The sequence below is a fragment of the Spirillospora albida genome (assembly GCF_000718255.1).
Taxonomy (GTDB): Bacteria; Actinomycetota; Actinomycetes; order Streptosporangiales; family Streptosporangiaceae; genus Spirillospora; species Spirillospora albida.
Map to the genome: position 1 here is coordinate 1 of NZ_JOFJ01000001.1, position 16,762 is coordinate 16,762.

The 16,762-nt window shown below is 72.1% G+C and carries 18 protein-coding genes and 1 tRNA gene; 12 read left to right on the forward strand and 7 right to left on the reverse strand.

Annotation, left to right across the window (positions count from 1 at the left end; all coding sequences use genetic code 11):
- Positions 1-267: 267 nt before the first annotated feature.
- From IE99_RS0100010 to IE99_RS0100025, 4 genes are all read right to left on the reverse strand, one after another.
- Positions 268-339 (reverse strand) — tRNA-Gly (locus IE99_RS0100010).
- Between the two features lie 103 nt (positions 340-442).
- Positions 443-589 carry an LPFR motif small protein gene (locus IE99_RS31590; RefSeq protein ID WP_157609931.1) on the reverse strand — a complete coding sequence of 49 codons (147 nt, stop codon included), beginning with the start codon at positions 587-589 and terminating at the stop codon, positions 443-445.
- A 53-nt stretch (positions 590-642) separates the two neighbouring features.
- Entirely contained in the window at positions 643-1,422 is a 780-nt protein-coding gene (locus tag IE99_RS0100020) for a putative protein N(5)-glutamine methyltransferase (RefSeq protein WP_037558400.1), read from the reverse strand.
- 9 nt (positions 1,423-1,431) lie between these two features.
- Positions 1,432-2,193 (reverse strand): hypothetical protein, encoded by a 762-nt coding sequence (locus tag IE99_RS0100025; RefSeq protein ID WP_051711706.1) that lies wholly within the window; start codon positions 2,191-2,193, stop codon positions 1,432-1,434.
- A 306-nt stretch (positions 2,194-2,499) separates the two neighbouring features.
- Between IE99_RS0100025 and IE99_RS0100030 the strand changes: the two genes are divergently transcribed.
- The 6 genes from IE99_RS0100030 to qcrB all read left to right on the forward strand — a co-directional run bounded on the left by IE99_RS0100030 (position 2,500) and on the right by qcrB (position 8,130).
- Complete coding sequence (locus IE99_RS0100030; RefSeq protein WP_030144759.1) at positions 2,500-3,393, forward strand: helix-turn-helix domain-containing protein; 894 nt, start codon at positions 2,500-2,502, stop codon at positions 3,391-3,393.
- A 162-nt stretch (positions 3,394-3,555) separates the two neighbouring features.
- Positions 3,556-3,810 carry a DUF397 domain-containing protein gene (locus IE99_RS30870; RefSeq protein WP_084219180.1) on the forward strand — a complete coding sequence of 85 codons (255 nt, stop codon included), beginning with the start codon at positions 3,556-3,558 and terminating at the stop codon, positions 3,808-3,810.
- 11 nt (positions 3,811-3,821) lie between these two features.
- On the forward strand, positions 3,822-4,625 hold the full coding sequence (locus IE99_RS0100040; protein WP_030144760.1) for a pentapeptide repeat-containing protein: 804 nt from the start codon (positions 3,822-3,824) through the stop codon (positions 4,623-4,625).
- A gap of 63 nt (positions 4,626-4,688) precedes the next feature.
- The gene (locus IE99_RS32290; protein WP_030144761.1) at positions 4,689-5,252 is read left to right on the forward strand and encodes a hypothetical protein; all 564 of its coding nucleotides are present in this window, start codon (positions 4,689-4,691) and stop codon (positions 5,250-5,252) included.
- Positions 5,249-6,415 (forward strand): PrsW family intramembrane metalloprotease, encoded by a 1,167-nt coding sequence (locus IE99_RS0100050; protein ID WP_051711709.1) that lies wholly within the window; start codon positions 5,249-5,251, stop codon positions 6,413-6,415. The genes IE99_RS32290 and IE99_RS0100050 overlap by 4 nt, the downstream gene beginning before the upstream one ends.
- 56 nt (positions 6,416-6,471) lie before the next feature.
- Positions 6,472-8,130: a cytochrome bc1 complex cytochrome b subunit gene (gene qcrB, locus IE99_RS0100055; RefSeq protein WP_051711711.1), complete on the forward strand. Its 1,659-nt coding sequence runs from the start codon at positions 6,472-6,474 to the stop codon at positions 8,128-8,130.
- Positions 8,131-8,136: 6 nt separating this feature from the next.
- On the opposite strand, the gene ctaD is transcribed toward qcrB, so the two are convergent.
- The 3 genes from ctaD to IE99_RS0100070 all read right to left on the reverse strand — a co-directional run bounded on the left by ctaD (position 8,137) and on the right by IE99_RS0100070 (position 11,146).
- Positions 8,137-9,810: an aa3-type cytochrome oxidase subunit I gene (gene ctaD / locus IE99_RS0100060; protein ID WP_030144764.1), complete on the reverse strand. Its 1,674-nt coding sequence runs from the start codon at positions 9,808-9,810 to the stop codon at positions 8,137-8,139.
- 16 nt (positions 9,811-9,826) lie between these two features.
- Entirely contained in the window at positions 9,827-9,964 is a 138-nt protein-coding gene (locus tag IE99_RS31595) for a hypothetical protein (protein WP_157609933.1), read from the reverse strand.
- Positions 9,965-10,048: 84 nt separating this feature from the next.
- Entirely contained in the window at positions 10,049-11,146 is a 1,098-nt protein-coding gene (locus IE99_RS0100070) for a Ppx/GppA phosphatase family protein (RefSeq protein ID WP_084219181.1), read from the reverse strand.
- Positions 11,147-11,288: 142 nt separating this feature from the next.
- Between IE99_RS0100070 and IE99_RS0100075 the strand changes: the two genes are divergently transcribed.
- The 6 genes from IE99_RS0100075 (at position 11,289) to IE99_RS0100100 (ending at position 16,709) form a co-directional block, all read left to right on the forward strand.
- On the forward strand, positions 11,289-12,476 hold the full coding sequence (locus IE99_RS0100075; protein WP_030144766.1) for a zinc-dependent alcohol dehydrogenase: 1,188 nt from the start codon (positions 11,289-11,291) through the stop codon (positions 12,474-12,476).
- A 113-nt stretch (positions 12,477-12,589) separates the two neighbouring features.
- Positions 12,590-12,982, forward strand: coding sequence for a nuclear transport factor 2 family protein (locus tag IE99_RS0100080; protein ID WP_030144767.1), 393 nt, complete (start codon positions 12,590-12,592; stop codon positions 12,980-12,982).
- Between the two features lie 450 nt (positions 12,983-13,432).
- The gene (locus IE99_RS0100085) at positions 13,433-13,792 is read left to right on the forward strand and encodes a histone-like nucleoid-structuring protein Lsr2 (protein ID WP_030144768.1); all 360 of its coding nucleotides are present in this window, start codon (positions 13,433-13,435) and stop codon (positions 13,790-13,792) included.
- A 16-nt stretch (positions 13,793-13,808) separates the two neighbouring features.
- Positions 13,809-14,138 (forward strand): histone-like nucleoid-structuring protein Lsr2, encoded by a 330-nt coding sequence (locus IE99_RS0100090; protein ID WP_030144769.1) that lies wholly within the window; start codon positions 13,809-13,811, stop codon positions 14,136-14,138.
- Between the two features lie 226 nt (positions 14,139-14,364).
- Positions 14,365-15,693 (forward strand): hemolysin family protein, encoded by a 1,329-nt coding sequence (locus tag IE99_RS0100095; RefSeq protein WP_030144770.1) that lies wholly within the window; start codon positions 14,365-14,367, stop codon positions 15,691-15,693.
- Complete coding sequence (locus tag IE99_RS0100100) at positions 15,690-16,709, forward strand: hemolysin family protein (protein WP_030144771.1); 1,020 nt, start codon at positions 15,690-15,692, stop codon at positions 16,707-16,709. The genes IE99_RS0100095 and IE99_RS0100100 overlap by 4 nt, the downstream gene beginning before the upstream one ends.
- Positions 16,710-16,762: the final 53 nt, after the last annotated feature.

Consider the following 16,762-nt stretch of genomic DNA (forward strand, 5'->3'; position numbering starts at 1 on the left):
CCCCGCGAACGGGGCGATCTTCACATCGGCGAGCTCACGCACCGTGGCACGCAGCAACTCGTGCTCCTCCGACGGCGCATACGCGGGAAAGTCAGTCATCGGTCCTCCGCCGGGCTTTGCTTTGACGGCCAATATTTGGACACCCAAAGAGTACCCGGCGGCCGCATCCCGTCCAAGCGGGTGCCCTCCGGCGGGGCGGTGGCGTCCGCTCCGCCAGGGCACGTGGCGGACCGGCCGGGGGCCGTTAATCCCACCGGTCCAGTCCAGAGCCGCACCCGGGAATCGAACCCGGTACTCCTGGGTGGAAGCCAGACGCCTCACCATTTCGGCATGTGCGACGAGTCGCTTCCATGGTGCGGCGGACCACCGGCCTTCGGCAAAGCATTTTCCCTTGGATACAGAAAGGGGAGGGACCATCGGCCCCTCCCCTTTCCTCGAACCGTCAGGCGGCGCGCCGGCGCGTGGCACGGTTCCGCGCCGGACGACCGCGCGACGGGGTCAGCAGCCGTCCGAGCACCCGGAACGGCAGGGTGATCACGTTGATCAGCGTGCCGATGACGGCGTTGAGCGCTGCGGTGATGCGGCGCATCAATATCACTCCTTCGATCGTCCTACACCGCCCTTTTACCCTCTCGTGGCGTTCTAACCGTGGACGCCGATCACAACGTTCGCGGCGAACTCCCCCGAACTCGCGACGCGGGAACGCAGCCCGGCGCGCCGCAGAATCGCCGCGGCCTCCGGCGCCTGCCGCTCACTCGTCTCGGAAAGGACGCTCCCGCCGGGCGCCAGCCATTCCGGCGCGGCCGCGGCCACCCGCCGCAGCACCGCGAGCCCGTCCGCGCCGCCGTCGAGCGCGACCCGCGCCTCATGCTCGCGCGCCTCCGCCGGCAGCGAGCCGACCTCCCCGGAAGGGACGTACGGGACGTTCGCGAGCAGCACATCGACCCGCCCCCGCAGCGCCGCCGGCAGCGGCGCGAACAGATCCCCCTCGTACACGCGTCCGGGCACGTTCCGGCGGGCGCACCGCACGGCCGCGGGATCGACGTCGGCCGCGTGCAGATCCACACCGTCCACCGCCGCCGCGACCGCGGCCCCCAGCGCCCCGGAACCGCAGCACAGATCGACGACCACCCCGGCGGGGGGCGTCAGCGACACGGCCTGCCCGACGAGGAACTCGGTCCGCCGCCGCGGCACGAAGACCCCGGGGTCCACGCTGATACGGAGCCCGCAGAACTCCGCCCACCCGAGCACATGCTCCAGCGGCAGCCCGGCGGCACGCCGCTCCACCATGGCCGACAGCTCGTCCGCGGACCCCGCGCCGCCGATCAGCAGCCGAGCCTCGTCCTCGGCGAACACGCATCCCGCCGCCCGCAACCGGACGACGACGTCAGGGAACACACCTTCAGAAGGAAACACCGACATGGGCGCCTTTCACGACACCTGCGGGCACTCCCCCTGGACAAGCGGCCCATGAGTCGGGAGCACCCGGCCTGACAGGACGGAAACCGGACTCACCTCCCCAGCCGCACGATCACGAACGACGATCACCCTATCCGCCGCCTGGCCCAGGACGCGCGGCCCCCGACCGGACGCGCAGGCGGGCGCGTGGATCCAGCCGTGGCGCCGGCGCCCCGCCACCTGCACACGCAGGCCCGGTCGGTATTCGGCGGCGCTGATCCCGTCGTACTCGTGCCGGACGACGCTCCAGTAGATCTCCTCGGAGACCGCGACGGCCAGCGGACCGGCCGTCTCCCTGAGGAAGCGCTTCAGCCTGGGCGCGTCCAGCAGCCGGCAGGCCACGTCCAGGGCCTCACCGTAGTAGCCGTTCCCGTCATCGTGGATCTCGCCCGCGTGCACCACCACGCGCAGCCGCATCCCGCGGCTCGCCCGCTCGGCGGGCGGCAGGCCCCGCTCGTACTCGCCCAGCAGCCCGGCGATCTCGGGGACGAACCGGCTCAGCAGATGCGCCTTCGGCACATCGTCCACGGGATGGATCAGAACCAGGACGCCGTCCCCGCGATCCTCGAACCGGTCGAGGAACTCGGGCTTGACTCCGCTGCGCTCCAGGGCGACGTTCAACATGCGATAGATCTCGCGGCGCAGTTCCCCTTTGATCGGGTTGGTGCGGTGCATGCCGGTGGACTTCTCCAGGTCGAGGACCAGAATGCTCCGGTGCACCGGAAGGCTCCCCATCGGGCCTCCTTCGCGGACGCTGCCATTCGCGCCGCCCGGACGGCGGCGTTACTCCGATGTGGCTGCGCGCCCTCAGTATCGGTGGCGCCAAGCGGCCGTGCAACGTGCACGGCCACATGCATGACGGGGCAGAGGTAAATGTCACTGTCAGGATAGAAGCCGACTACTTGCGGGTTCTCTTCGCATACGGGCGACTACTCCCGGTCTTTTGTGCGGATGCACGGGATGCTAGCGTTCCCGTTGCAACTTGCACCGACGAAGGCAGCACGCTACGCCCCGGGCTTCGAGGAAAGGGACGGCTGCGACATGGCGCCGCAAGTTCCGACCGTTCAGCGACGACGTCTGGGGTTGGAGCTGCGGCGGTTGCGGGACGGGCTGTCGCTGACGGTCGACGAGGTCGCGAAGCGGCTGAACTGGTCGTCGTCCAAGCTGAGCCGGATCGAGAACGCCCGCATCGGCGTCCGCCTGTCGGATGTCCGGCTGCTTCTGGAGCTCTACGGCGTGGACGAGGGACACCTGGGCGAATTGCTCGCCTTGACCCAGGCCGCGACCCGTCCGGGATGGTGGCTCGACTTCCGCGACGACATCTTCAAGGGGCTCGCGGACTACATCGCCCACGAGGACGAGGCGGAGCGGGCTTACGTCTACGAGAGCCAGCTGGTTCCCGGGCTCCTGCAGACGCCCTCCTACGCGCGCGCCATCATCGCCTCGGGCGGTGTGGTCCAGCCGACGTCGCCGCGCACGGTCGAGCGGCGCATGGAATTGCGGATGCGGCGGCAGCGGGTGCTGGACAAAGCCGACCCGCTGCGCCTTTCCGTGCTCCTGGACGAGTCCGCCCTGCTGCGCAACGTCGGAGGCGCCGAGGTGATGAACGGCCAGCTGCGGCAGCTCGCCGAATGGAGCCGCAGGCCGAACGTCGACCTGCGGATCCTCCCGCTGGAGCGGATGCGCGAACCGGTCATCAGCGAGTCATTCACACTGATGAGCTTTCCGGTGGCATACCAGACCGAACTCGGCGACGTCCTCTTCCTCGACAACATATACACGTCGGAATTCCGGGACGACGCGACCGTGCACATTTACCGGTTGACATGGGACCGGCTGCTGTCAAGCGCCCTCTCCGCGGAGGACTCCCAGGACCTGGTCCTCCGCACCGCCCACACTAAGTGGCAAATATACGGGCAAACTCCTACATCTTAGACAATTTACCAGGACAAGTTCGTCATAGACGATCATTGGCCGGTAGATGACCGCCTCATGACATAGACTGATCGTTCGCGATTGGGGCCATTCAGGGGTGAGGAGTCCCCCTATCGGCGGTTTTCTTTTCTTTGCTTCGCATGCGCGAAATAAGGAGTATGCGTGGTTTTGTCAGGAGATGCCCCTTCCTCGTCATGGCGTAAGGCTTCCGTCTGCGCCAGCGCGAGCGCCTGCGTAGAGGTGGCCGCGCTCGACGGGCGTGCCGGCTTCCGCGCCGGACCGGCCGGCCCGGTCATCAGGGTCTCGCCCAGCGCCTGGACGGAGCTTCTGCGGCGGATCAAGGCGGGGAAGCTGGATCCGCCGAAGGCGGACGGCTCGGCCGGGGCATCGGCGGACAGGGTCGAGAATGGAGCGTGAGCGATGGTGAGATGACGGCCGCGGACGGCGGGTTGAGGGCTGATTGCTCGAGGTGTGGCGGGTTGTGCTGTGTGGCGCTGCCGTTCTCGCGGTCGGCCGGGTTCGCGGTCGACAAGGCGGGCGGGGAGCCGTGCGCCAACCTGCTGGGCGACTTCCGCTGCGGAATCCATGGGGAGCTGCGCGAGCGCGGGTTCGCCGGGTGCACCGTCTTCGACTGCTTCGGGGCCGGGCAGAAGGTCACGCAGGACACGTTCGGCGGGCGCGACTGGCGGGGTGAACCTCAGGTCGCGCAGTCGATGTTCGCGGTCTTCGGCGTCATGCGACAGCTGCATGAGCTGCTGTGGTACCTGCACGGCGCGCTCGGCGTGGCCGCCGCCGAAGCCGTCCATGATGATTTGCGGAGCCTCCTCGCGGAGGTCGAGGGGCTGACCCGGGGTGCCGCCGACGATCTCGCCGGGCTGGACGTGGCCGAGGTCCGGGGGCGTGTCAACGTGCTCTTGCTGCGGGTCAGCGCGCTCGCTCGGGCCCGGTTCGGGCGGACGAGGGACCACCGGGGCGCCGACCTCGTCGGGGCGCGGCTCAAGGGGGCGCGGCTGCGGGGCGCGAACCTGCGCGGCGCGCTGCTCATCGCGGCCGACCTGCGGGGCGCGGACCTGCGGGACGCCGACCTGATCGGGGCGGATCTGCGGGACGCGGACCTGCGCGGCGCCGACCTCACCGGAAGCCTGTTCGTCACGCAGGCGCAGGTCAACGCGGCCAAGGGGGACGGCGCGACGCGCGTCCCCGCGGCGGTCCGGCGGCCCGCCCACTGGTGAAGCGTCCCGTTTAGTGGGTTCTACCAGGGGGATCTCCGCAGGAACGTCATCAGGGGGGACGACGTGACGCGGGTGAGATGGTGGGGCACCGGCATCGTGGCGCTCGTGCTGCTCCTCGTGGGCGGCGGAGTGCCCGCGCTGGACCGTGCGCTGGGCGGCGAGCACCTGCCGCTCGCGCCCGGCACGGCGCTGGCCGCAGGGGCGGCCCGGGACGGGATGCGCCCGGTGACATTACGGGTGCCGGCGGCGGGCTGGACGCTGAACGTCGCCCGGTCGTCCCTGGGGAGCGGCATCGAGCTGGTCCGCGGCGAGGTCGTCTTCGACCTCAGCGTGGTGGTGCCGCTGAGGTCGGCGGACGCGCGGTCGCTGTGGCGCGGCCTGGAGCGGATCGAGTCCATGCACGGTCAGGCGCGGCTCCCGGCCGAGCCGTCCGAGATCAGGACGGCCACGGGGATGACCGGGCTGACGGGGCGGTTCGCGGCCCCGGACCGGGTGGGGATCGCCTGCGTGCTCGCGACCCGGTGGCTGGGCGCGGCCGTGACGGCGTCGGGGCCGCCGGCGGCGTACCGGCGGCTGGCGTCCGAGGTCGAGGCGATGGTGCGGACGATCCGGATCGCGGAGCCATGATCCGCAGGCCGGCGTTCTGGCTGTGGGGCGCGGCGTGCCTGGGCGGCGCGCTCATCGCCGTGCGGGGCATGGACGCGCAGGTCCACGAGTTCCCGGTGGGGACGCTCATCGGCGCGGCGCTGCTCGCGCCGACGCTGGTCGTCGGGGTGTGGCTGCTGCGGCGGCTGCATCCGATCCGGTCACGGCCGCTGCGGTGCTCGCTCATCGCGGTGGGGTGGGGCGGGCTCGCCGCGTTCGGGGCGGCGCTGCCGGCGAACGCGGCGTTCCAGTCGATCCTCGCGAAGATCGCGGGTCCGGAGTTCGCCGCCGAGTGGGGGGCGTCGATCGTGGCGCCGGTGAACGAGGAGACGCTGAAACTGCTCGGCGTCGCGGTGGTGGCGCTGATCGTGCCGTCGGCGGTGCGCGGCGCCCTCGACGGGTTCGGTTACGGGGCGCTGGTCGGTTTCGGGTTCCTGATCGCGGAGGACTTCCTGTACGTCCTGAACACGATCGTGGTGACGGGCGCGACGCAGGACGTGAACGCGGCGCTGTTCTCGTTCGGCAGCCGGGTGCTCGGCGGGGTGTGGTGGAGCCACTGGGCGATGACGGCGGTGGGCGGCGCCGGGCTGGGACTGCTGCTGGCGCGCGGGTCGTGGACGGGGGCGGTGGCCGCGTTCTGGGGGATCGCGCTGGCGATGGCGCTGCACGCGTGGTGGGACGCGCCGGTCCTCTCGGGGGTGGCGATGATGCCGCTGAAGGGCGTGCCGATCCTGCTCGTCACGGTGGTGCTGTACCGGGTCGTCCGGCGGCGGTACCTGCACCGGTTCTGGCTGGCGGCGGACGAGGAGACGAAGCGGGGCGTCCTGGTGCCGGGTGAGCGGCATGTGCTGACGCACCGCAGGTGGCGCCGCAAGGAGCGGTGGGACGTTCCGGCGGGCGAGCCGAGGGCGCTGCTGGCGCGGCTGCGGACGGCGCAGCTCGATCTGCTGGACACCGCGTTCGGGGGGCTGGAGCCCGACCCGCGGGCGGCCGACCGGCTGCGGGACGACATCCGGCGGCTCCGGAACCTGCTGAACGCGACGGGGCGCCCGCCGCGCGTCGGCGGCCGGGTGGGGCCGGCGAAGCGGCGGCGGGCGCGGCCCCGGCAGGGCGTGGCGCGGCGCCGCCCGCACCGCCGCCCATGAGGGGCGCTCGTGTGTCCGTGCGCTGGAGACGGTGATCGGCCGGGGGGAAGACGCATATGGCGGGACGGAGAGGCGCGCCGGTTCGCGCCGGCGGCATCGCGGGGTGGTTCGACGACCGGCTCGGCGCCGCCGGGTTCGTGCGGCGGAGCATGCGGAAGGCGTTCCCGGGCCACTGGTCGTTCCTGCTGGGCGAGATCGCGCTGTACTCGTTCGTCGTCCTGCTGGTGACGGGCGTGTTCCTGGCGCTGCTGTTCGAGCCGAGCGCCCGGACGGTGGTGTACGACGGGTCGTACGCGCCGCTGAAGGGCGTGGAGATGAGCGAGGCGTACGCGTCCACGCTGCATCTGTCGTTCGACGTGCGGGGCGGGCTGCTGATGCGGCAGATCCACCACTGGGGGGCGCTGGTGTTCAGCGCCGCGATCTGCTGCCATCTGCTGCGGGTCTTCTTCACCGGCGCGTTCCGGCGGCCGCGGGAGATCAACTGGCTGGTCGGGGTGGGGCTGTTCAGCCTCGCCGTGGCGGAGGGGTTCGCGGGCTACTCGCTGCCGGACGACCTGCTCTCCGGCACCGGGCTGCGGATCACGCACGGCATCATCCTGTCGATCCCGGTCGCGGGGTCGTACCTGGCGATGTGGGTGTTCGGGGGCGAGTTCCCCGGTGAGGCCTTCATCCCGCGGCTGTTCACGGTGCACGTGCTGCTGCTGCCCGGGGTGCTGCTCGCGCTGATCAGCGCGCACATGATGATCCTCTGGCATCAGACGCACACGCAGTGGCCGGGCGAGGGGCGGCGGGAGACGCGGGTGTCCGGGGAGCCGGCGTTCCCGAACTTCGCGGCGCAGAGCGCGGGATTCCTCCTGTTCACCTCCGGTGTGCTCGCCGCTCTGGGCGGGTTCGCGCAGATCAACCCGGTGTGGCAGTACGGGCCGTACGACGCGGTGCGGGTGTCGATGTTCTCGCAGCCCGACTGGTACGTGGGGTTCCTGGAGGGCGCGCTGCGCATCATGCCGCCGCTGACCACGACGGTCGCCGGGTACACGATCGCGTGGAACGTGCTGGTGCCCGCCGTCCTCCTGCCCGGGGTGTTCTTCACGTGCATCGCGCTGTACCCGTTCGCGGAGCGCCTGGCGACCGGGGACCGGCGCGTCCACCACCTGCTGGACCGGCCGCGCAACGCCGCGACCCGGACCGCCATCGGCGCGGCGGCCGTCGCCTGGTACGGCAACCTGTGGGCGGCCGGCGGCAACGACGTCATCGCCTACGTCTTCGGGCTGCCGCTGTACGCGACGACGTGGTTCTTCCGCGCGGGGTTCTTCGTGTTCCCGGCCGTGGCGTTCGCCGTGACGCGGCGGGCGTGCCTGAGCCTGCAGCGCCGCGACCTGGCCGCGCTGACGGAGGGGGTGGAGAGCGGCACGATCCGGATGACGCCCGAGGGCGGGTTCGCGGAGCGGCACGAGCGGGTGTCGGCCGAGCACGCGGCGCTGCTGCGGATCCGGCATCCGGACGAGCTCGTCGTGGCGCGTCCCCGCCACATACTCCCGCTGCCGACGCCCGGACGCGCGAAGGCGCAGGTCAGGTCGCGCGTGAACCGGTTCTTCCTGGACTACCAGAGCGAGGTGGAGGGCGGCGGGCAGGGCGACCTCCGGCGCGACGGCGACGATGATGATGACGGCGAGGACGGCGAGGACGGCGCCGGGGGCGGACGGCAGGGCGGCTGAGCGGAGTCAGGCGCGCCGCGCGTGACCGGCTTCCGGTGCCGGCGTCTCGATCGGGTAGTGCAGGTCGACCGCCGGGCGCGGCGACCGGATCCGGGGCATCGCCGTGAAGTTGTGCCGGGGCGGCGGGCAGGACGTCGCCCATTCGAGGGAGCCGCCGAAGCCCCACGGGTCGTCGGAGCGGGTTCTCTCGCCGCGCCGGTACGTCCGCCAGACGTTCCACAGGAACGCGAACGTGGACGCGCCCAGCACGAACGACCCGAGCGACGAGATGAGGTTCAGCGCGCCGAACCCGTCGGCGTAGTCGGCGACGCGTCGGGGCATCCCCGCCGTGCCCAGCCAGTGCTGGACGAGGAACGTGGTGTGGAAGCCGGCGAACAGCGACCAGAAATGCACCTTCCCCCAGCCCTCGTGGAGCCGCTTCCCCGTCATCTTCGGCCACCAGAAGTAGAAGCCCGCGAACATCGCGAACACGACCGTCCCGAAGAGGACGTAGTGGAAGTGGCCGACGACGAAGTAGGAGTCGGTGAGGTGGAAGTCCATCGGCGGGGACGCGAGGACCACGCCGGTCAGCCCCCCGAAGAGGAACGTGGCGAGGAACCCGAGCGCCCACAGCATCGGCGTCTCGAACGTCAGGTTCCCCTTCCAGAGCGTCCCGACCCAGTTGAAGAACTTGATGCCGGTCGGGACGGCGATCATGAAGGAGGTGAAGGAGAAGAACGGCAGCAGGACCTGCCCGGTGGCGAACATGTGGTGCGCCCAGACCGTCATGGACAGCCCGGTGATGGCGATCGTCGCGGCCACCATGCCGACGTAGCCGAACAGCGGCTTGCGCGCGAACACCGGGATGATCTCGGTGACGATGCCGAAGAACGGCAGCGCCACGACGTAGACCTCGGGATGCCCGAAGAACCAGAACAGGTGCTGCCAGAGCAGCGCCCCGCCGGTCGCCGGGTCGAAGACGTGGGCGCCGAGCCTCCGGTCGGCGGCGAGCGCGAACAGCGCGGCCGCGAGGACGGGGAACGCGATGAGCACCATCACGCTCGTCAGCAGGACGTTCCAGCAGAAGATCGGCATCCGGAACATCACCATGCCGGGGGCGCGCATCCCGATGATCGTCGTGATGAGGTTGACCGCGGTGAGGATCGTGCCCAGCCCGGACAGGATCAGGCCCATCACCCACAGGTCACCGCCGGCGCCCGGGGAGTACCGGTCCGTCGACAGCGGGGCGTAGGAGAACCAGCCGAACGCCGCCGCGCCGCCCGGGGCGGCGAACCCGGACAGCACCATCAGCGCGCCGAACAGGAACAGGTAGTAGCCGAGCGTGTTGAGCCGCGGGAAGGCCACGTCCGGCGCACCGATCTGCAGCGGGACGATCACGTTCGCGAACCCGGCGAACAGCGGCGTCGCGAACAGCAGCAGCATGACCGTGCCGTGGATCGTGAACAGCTGGTTGTACTGGTGCGCGTTCACGACCTGGAGGCCGGGCTGGAGCAGCTCGGCCCTCATCACCATCGCCATGAGCCCGGAGACGAGGAACAGGACGAACGATGTGGCGAGGTAGAGGTAGCCGACGACCTTGTGGTCGGTGGTCGCGAGGACGTCCGCGAACCGGAGGCCCTTGCGGTGCCGTGCGAGCGCGTCCGCGGCGCTGGTGCCGGTGTCGCCGTGCAGCGCCGTCATTGGTGCACCTCGCGGCTCAGAGGGTGCCGTCGTGGCGGTGGAGCCCGGTTTCCGGCCGCCGGTGGCGCGCGTGCTCGGCGGGCCGCTCCCCGCCGGCCGGGAACGCGAGGTCGCCCGGCGGCGCCTCGATCCGTCCGGTGTCGGCGATGCGCATGACGTGCTCCCCCCGGTGACGTCGCCTCGCGCCCGGCCTGCCCGCTGGCGGTTCCTCCAAACGCGCAGGTCGGAAGGGGGTGCTTCAGCGGGAGGCGGGGACCGCGTGCAGCCGGGACGGCCGGACGGGGACGGGCACGGGGAGGCCGTCCGGCGTCCGGGGGAACGGGGGCGCGGCCGGGCGGCCCGCCGCGAGGGCGTCGAGTCGGCGCAGCAGGATGCCCTCGCGGAGCGCCCACGGGCAGACGGTGAGGTGCTCCAGGCCGAGGGACGCCATGACGCGTTCGGCGACGATCGCGCCCGCGAGGATCTGGTGCGCGCGGGCCCGCGTCACGCCGGGCAGCTGCGCCCGCTCCCGGTCGGAGAGGACGGCGAGCCTCGGGATCCAGCGGCGGACGTCGCGGCGGGCGAGGACGCGCGGCGCGTACGGGCCCGCCTTCGCCGCCGGGGCTCCGCAGAGCCGCGCGAGCTGGGTGAAGGTCTTGGACGTGGCGACGGTGCAGCGCGCGGGCGGCCGCTCCGTGATCGGCGCGGTCGCCTCGGCGAGGACGGCCTCGACGTGCCGGCGCAGGGCGGTGCGGGTCCGCTTGCGGACCGGCGGGGCGGCCGGCAGGTGGTGCCGGGTGAGCCGGCCGGCGCCGAGCGGCAGCGACAGCGCGATCTCCGGATCCTCGCCGGTGCCGTAGGCGAGTTCGAGGGAGCCGCCGCCGATGTCGGCGAGCAGCATCGGGCCGGCCGACCAGCCGTGCCAGCGGCGCGCCGCGAGGAACGTCAGCCGGGCCTCCTGCTCGCCGCTGAGGAAGCCGAGCGCGATGCCGGTGGCGGCGCGGACCTCTGCGGTGACCTCGTCGCGGTTCGCCGCGTCCCGCAGCGCGGCCGTGGCGAACGGCACCAGCTCGTCGACGCCGTGCGCGGCGGCCGCGGCGGCCGCCTCCCGGACGGCGCCGATCAGCCGGTCGACGGCGGGCCGGGCGATCACGCCGTCGCGGCCGGTGGCCTCGGCGAGCCGGACGGCGCTCTTCACCGACCGGACCGGCGTGGGCGCCGCACCGGGCGCGAGGTCGGCGATCCGCAGGTGCGCGGATTTCGAGCCGACGTCGAGGACGCCGACGCGGACGGCGGCGGGCCGGGCGGCGGCGCCGTTGGCGGGAGGGGTGGAGGCGGTGCCGGGGGCGGGCGTCATGGGAAGCCGTTTACCCGGATCCTCCCTTTTCAGTCGGAGCGTCCCGCACTCCGCCGCGCACGTTTCGCCGTGCCCGTCGGGGTACGGGCGCTCTGGACCCGTCCGCGCGGACCCCGGGGGAACCCGTCCGAGGAGGAGCACGATGAAGGCGCTGACCTGGCACGGCAAGCGGGACGTCCGGATCGAGGACGTCCCCGACCCGACGATCAAGGAGGCGGACGACGCGATCGTCCGGATCACCACGTCCGGGCTGTGCGGGTCCGACCTGCACCTGTACGAGGTCCTCGGGCCGTTCCTCGGCGAGGGCGACATCCTCGGCCACGAGCCGATGGGGATCGTCGAGGAGACCGGGCCGTCGGTCACGCACGTGAAGCCGGGCGACCGGGTCGTGATCCCGTTCAACATCTCCTGCGGCCACTGCCACATGTGCGGGATGCAGCTGTACGCGCAGTGCGAGACGACGCAGGTCCGCGAGCACGGGATGGGCGCGGCGCTGTTCGGCTACACGAAGCTCTACGGGCGCGTGCCGGGCGCGCAGGCGGAGTACCTGCGGGTCCCGCAGGCCCAGTTCGGGCCCATCAAGGTGCCGGAGGGCCCGCCGGACGAGCGGTTCGTGTTCCTGTCGGACGTCCTGCCGACCGCGTGGCAGGCCGTGGACTGGGCGGACGTCCCGGACGGCGGCACCGTCGCCGTCCTCGGACTCGGCCCGATCGGGCAGATGGCGGCGCGGATCGCGCGCCACCTCGGGCACCGCGTGATCGGGGTCGACCTCGTCCCCGAGCGGCTGGAGATGGCGCGCCGGCACGGCATCGAGGTCATCGACGCGGACGCGGCCGACGACGTCGCGGACGAGGTCCGGAGCCGCACCGGCGGCCGCGGCGCCGACTCGGTGATCGACGCGGTCGGGATGGAGGCGCACGGCTCCCCCGCCGCGAAGATCGCGCAGACGCTGGCGGGGCTGCTGCCGGACGCCGCGGCGGCGCCGCTGATGAGCCGGATCGGGGTGGACCGCCTCGCCGCCCTCTACACCGCGATCGACGTCGTCCGGCGGGGCGGGACGATATCCGTCATCGGCGTCTACGGCGGGATGGCCGACCCGATGCCGATGCTGCGGATGTTCGACAAGGGCATCGCGCTGCGGATGGGGCAGGCGCACGTGAAGCGGTGGATCGACACGCTGATGCCGCTGGTCATGGACGACTCCGACCCCCTCGGGGTCATGGACCTCGCGACGCACAAGGTGCCGCTGGAGCGGGCGCCCGAGGCGTACGCGATGTTCCAGAAGAAGCGGGAGGGCGCGATCAAGGTCCTGTTCCAGCCGGGCGGCTGAGGGCGGGGCCCCGGCCGTCCGGCCGTCACCGTCCGCATAGGCTTTCCGCGACTCCTCACGCGCCGGCGCTCGCGGATCGCGCCGGCGGTGAACGGACACGGAGGTGGGCCCCGATGCACCCGTTTCGCGCTGCCGTGGAGAAGGGCGACCTGGATGCCCTCCCCGGGCTGCTGGCCGAGGACGTCACCTTCCTCAGCCCGGTCGCGTACGCGCCCTACGAGGGGCGCGTGATGGTCGCGGCGATCCTGCGCGCGGTCACGCAGGTGTTCGAGGACTTCCGGTACGTCGGCGAGATCCAGGACGCCGGGGGCCGCGACCACGCCCTGGTCTTCAAGGCGCGGGTCGGCGGGCGGGAGGTGCACGGCTGCGACTTCCTGCACTTCGACGAGGACGGGCTCATCGACGAGTTCTGCGTGATGGTGCGCCCGCTGTCGGGGGCGCGGGCGCTGTCGGAGGCGATGGCGGCGCGGTTCGAGTCCGTCAAGCGCGAGGCCGGGCTCTCCTGACGGCGCGTCCCGCGCGGGCGGTCGCGGCGAGCGTGCCGAGCCGGCCGAGACCGTCGTCGGGCGGCGGCTCCCCGCCGCGGACGAGGCGCAGGAGGCGGGCGACGGTCTCCCGCCGCCCGCCGGACGGCGGCCCGGCTGGTGCGCGGGGTGCCCGGCGACAGGCCACGTCAGCGGCCTGCCACGGCAAAATCGCCGCCATTGACGAAAGCGGAATTTCCACTTTCTTCTGTCCTTTTGTAAGGCTTGTGAGGTTTCCCACAGCGCCGCCGCGGGGCCTCCCGCCGGACGCCGGGGCGCCCCGCCGGACGCGGCCGCCCGCCGCCGGCCGGTCGAAAGGGACAACGGAGCAGGCCGGAGCGGTCATGGCGAGGTCCCGGAATCCGCTACGGTCAAGGGTCGCCGCGCGGGCAAGAGGACGCGCCTGGCAAGGGGAAGGAACACAGGGGACACATGGCCGAGAAGGTCATTCGGGTGGACGACATCGACGGCTCCGAAGGAGCCGATGTCGCAAAGCGGGACTTCCACGTCCTGGACCGCACGTTCACGATCGACTTGAGCGATGACAACTTCGCGCGGCTGGGCGAGATCCTGGCCGCGTTACAGCCGTTCATCGACAACGCCGCGGAGGTGAAGCCCGCCGGTAAGGGACGCAAGTCGACCCGTACCGCCAAGATCAAGGGCTACACGAACGGCGATGTGCGCACGTGGGCATTGCGCGAGGGCATCGAAGTCTCCGAACGTGGCAAGATATCGGATGAGGTCTATGCTGCATTCATCGAGGCTCATCCGGACGCGATGCCGGATGCTTAGTTAGAGGAGTCCCCGCATGGCACAGAAGGTCGAAGTCCTTCTCGTGGACGACATCGACGGCGGAGAGGCCGACGAGACCGTCAGCTTTTCGCTCGACGGCACCCAATACGAGATCGACCTGAGCAAGAAGAACGCCGCCAAGCTGCGCAACGGCCTGGAGCCCTTCGTCTCCCACGGCCGCAAGGTGCGCCGTGCCGCCGGCCGGCCCGCGCGCGGCACCCGCACCGCGGGCAGCCGCGAGCGGTCCGCCGAGATTCGCGACTGGGCGAAGCGGAACGGCATCGAGGTCAATGCGCGGGGTCGTATCCCCGCGAATGTGATCGAGCAGTACGAGGCGGCGCACTAGCCCGACGCGACGGGACCGAGCGGGGGCCGGGGTGGAATTCTCACCCCGGCCCCCGCTCTTGTGCGTTCCGGGGTCCGGGCGCCATCGGATCTGACAGATACCGCACATCGGCCATATCGCCCTAATTGCAAATTCGGCGAACGACGCGGATCGCCATTGCGGCCACCGGAGATGTGCGCCGCGCGGCGCGCGTGGGAGACGGGCCCGGAGGGGTAGGAGGGATCTTGTGAATGCCGCCCTGGGACTGCTCGCCGTCCTGCTGCTGACGGCCGCCACCGGGTACTTCGTCGCGCAGGAATTCGCGTTCGTCAGTGCGGACCGGCCGCTGCTGGAGCAGCGCGCCGCGGAGGGCGACCGCAAGGCGGCGCGCGCCGTCCGCGTGATGGAGCGGCTGTCGTTCATGCTGTCCGGCGCGCAGCTCGGCATCACGGTGACGGCGCTGGTCGTCGGGTTCATCGCCAAGCCCGCGCTGGCCGACCTGCTCGACCCGCCGCTGCGCGCGGCGGGCGTCCCGGCCGCGGCCTCCGCCGGGATGGCGGTCGCGACCGGGTTCGCGCTCGCGACCATCGTGCAGATGGTGCTCGGCGAGCTCTTCCCGAAGAACCTGGCGCTGGCCCGCGCCGAGTCCCTCGCCCGCGCGCTCGCCCCGTCCACCATCGCCTACCTGACGGTGGCGTCCCCGGTGATCCGGCTGTTCGACGCGGCCGCGAACCGGCTGCTCCGGGCCGCCGGGATCGAGCCCGTCGAGGAGCTGCACCACGGCGCCACGCTGGAGGAGCTCGGGCACATCATCGGGGAGTCCGGCGAGGCGCTCCACGAGGGTCACGCCGACCTGCTGGAGCGGGCCCTCGCCTTCGCGGAGCGGGACGCGGAGGAGGTGATGGTGCCGCGCGTCGACGTCGTCACCGTCCCGGCGTCCGCGCCCGTCGCGGACCTCGCCGTGGTGATCACGGCGAGCGGGCACACCCGCTACCCGGTGGTCGGCGCGGGGATCGACGACGTCGTCGGGATCGTCGGGCTGGACGAGGTGCTGCCGCTCGGCCCGGAGGAGGCGGCCCGCACCGAGGTCCGGTCGATCGCCCGGCCGCCGCTGCTGCTGCCGTCCTCGCTGCCGCTGCCGGACGTGGTGGCGCAGCTGCGGTCGGGCGGCGCGCCGATGGCCTGCGTCGTCGACGAGTACGGCGGGTTCGCCGGGATCATCACGTGGGAGGACGTGGCGGAGGAGCTGGTCGGGGAGATCACCGACGAGAACGAGCCGGGCGAGGAGCTCGCGATCCGGCGCGGCGAATGGTGGACGACCGACGCGGGACTGCGGGTCGACGAGGTCGCGCACGAGACCGGCATCGCGCTCCCGGCCGGCGACTACGAGACGGTGGCGGGCCTCATCCACCAGCGGCTCGGCCGGGTCGCGCGGCCCGGCGACGTCGTGCCGGTGGCGCTCCCGCCGCAGCGGCTGGACGAGCCGCCGCGCACCGCGCTGATCGAGGTGCTGACGATCCACCGGCACGTCCCGGAGCTGATCCGCATCCGGACCGTCCTGGAGGAGGAGCGGTGAGCCTCGGTCTCGGCCTGGTCGTCACGGTGGCGCTGCTCGCCGCCAACGGCTTCTTCGTCGCGGCGGAGTTCGCGCTCGTCGCGGCGCGCCGGCCGCGGCTGGAGCGGGCCGCCGCGCGGGGCGGCCGGGCCGCCGCGGCGGCGGTCGCGGGGATCGACGAGCTGACGCTGACGCTCGCGGGCGCGCAGCTCGGCATCACGATGTGCTCGCTCGGCCTCGGCATCGTGTCGGAGCCGGTGTTCGCCGGGACGCTCACGCCGCTGTTCCACGCGCTGGGCCTGCCGGACGGCGCGTCCCACGCGGTGGCGTTCGTCATCGCGCTCGGCGTGGTGACGTTCCTGCACATGGTGGTCGGCGAGATGGCGCCGAAGTCGTGGGCGATCACGGCGCCGGAGCGGTCGGCGACCGTCCTCGCGATCCCGTTCCGCTCGTTCACCACGGTGGCGCGCCCGCTGCTGGCGGCCCTGAACGGCGGCACGAACCTCCTGCTGCGCGCGGTGGGGGTGTCGCCGGACAGCGCCGGAAAGGTGTCGCGGACGCCGGAGCAGCTCCGCAGCATCGCCGAGGAGTCGCGGCGGCTCGGGCTGATCGGCAAGACCGAGCTGACGCTGCTGACGGCCGCGCTGGACGCGCCGCGCGCGCCGCTCGCCGAACGGGTCATCCCGGTCTCGCGGGTGGTGTCGGTGCCGGGCACGGCTTCCCCGCAGGAGGTCATCGACACCGCCGTCCGCACCGGGATGACGCGGATCATGCTGAAGGACGGGACGCGGATGGGCCAGCCGCGGATGGTGCACGTCCGCGACGCCTATCTGGCAAGGGCGCGGGGCCGCGCGACGCCGGCCGCGGAGCTGGCGCATCCGGTGCCGGCGATGCCGATCGGCACCCCGGTGGGCGCGGCGGTCGCGACGCTCCGGGCGCACCACAGCCACCTGGGCGTGGCGCTGGCCCCGGACGGCCGCCCCTCCGGCCTGATCAGCCTGGACGACCTCCTCACCACCCTGCTCCACCTGGACTGAACCGCGCTCGACGTCAACCCGTGTTGACAACTCCTTCACGTCAACCTACATTG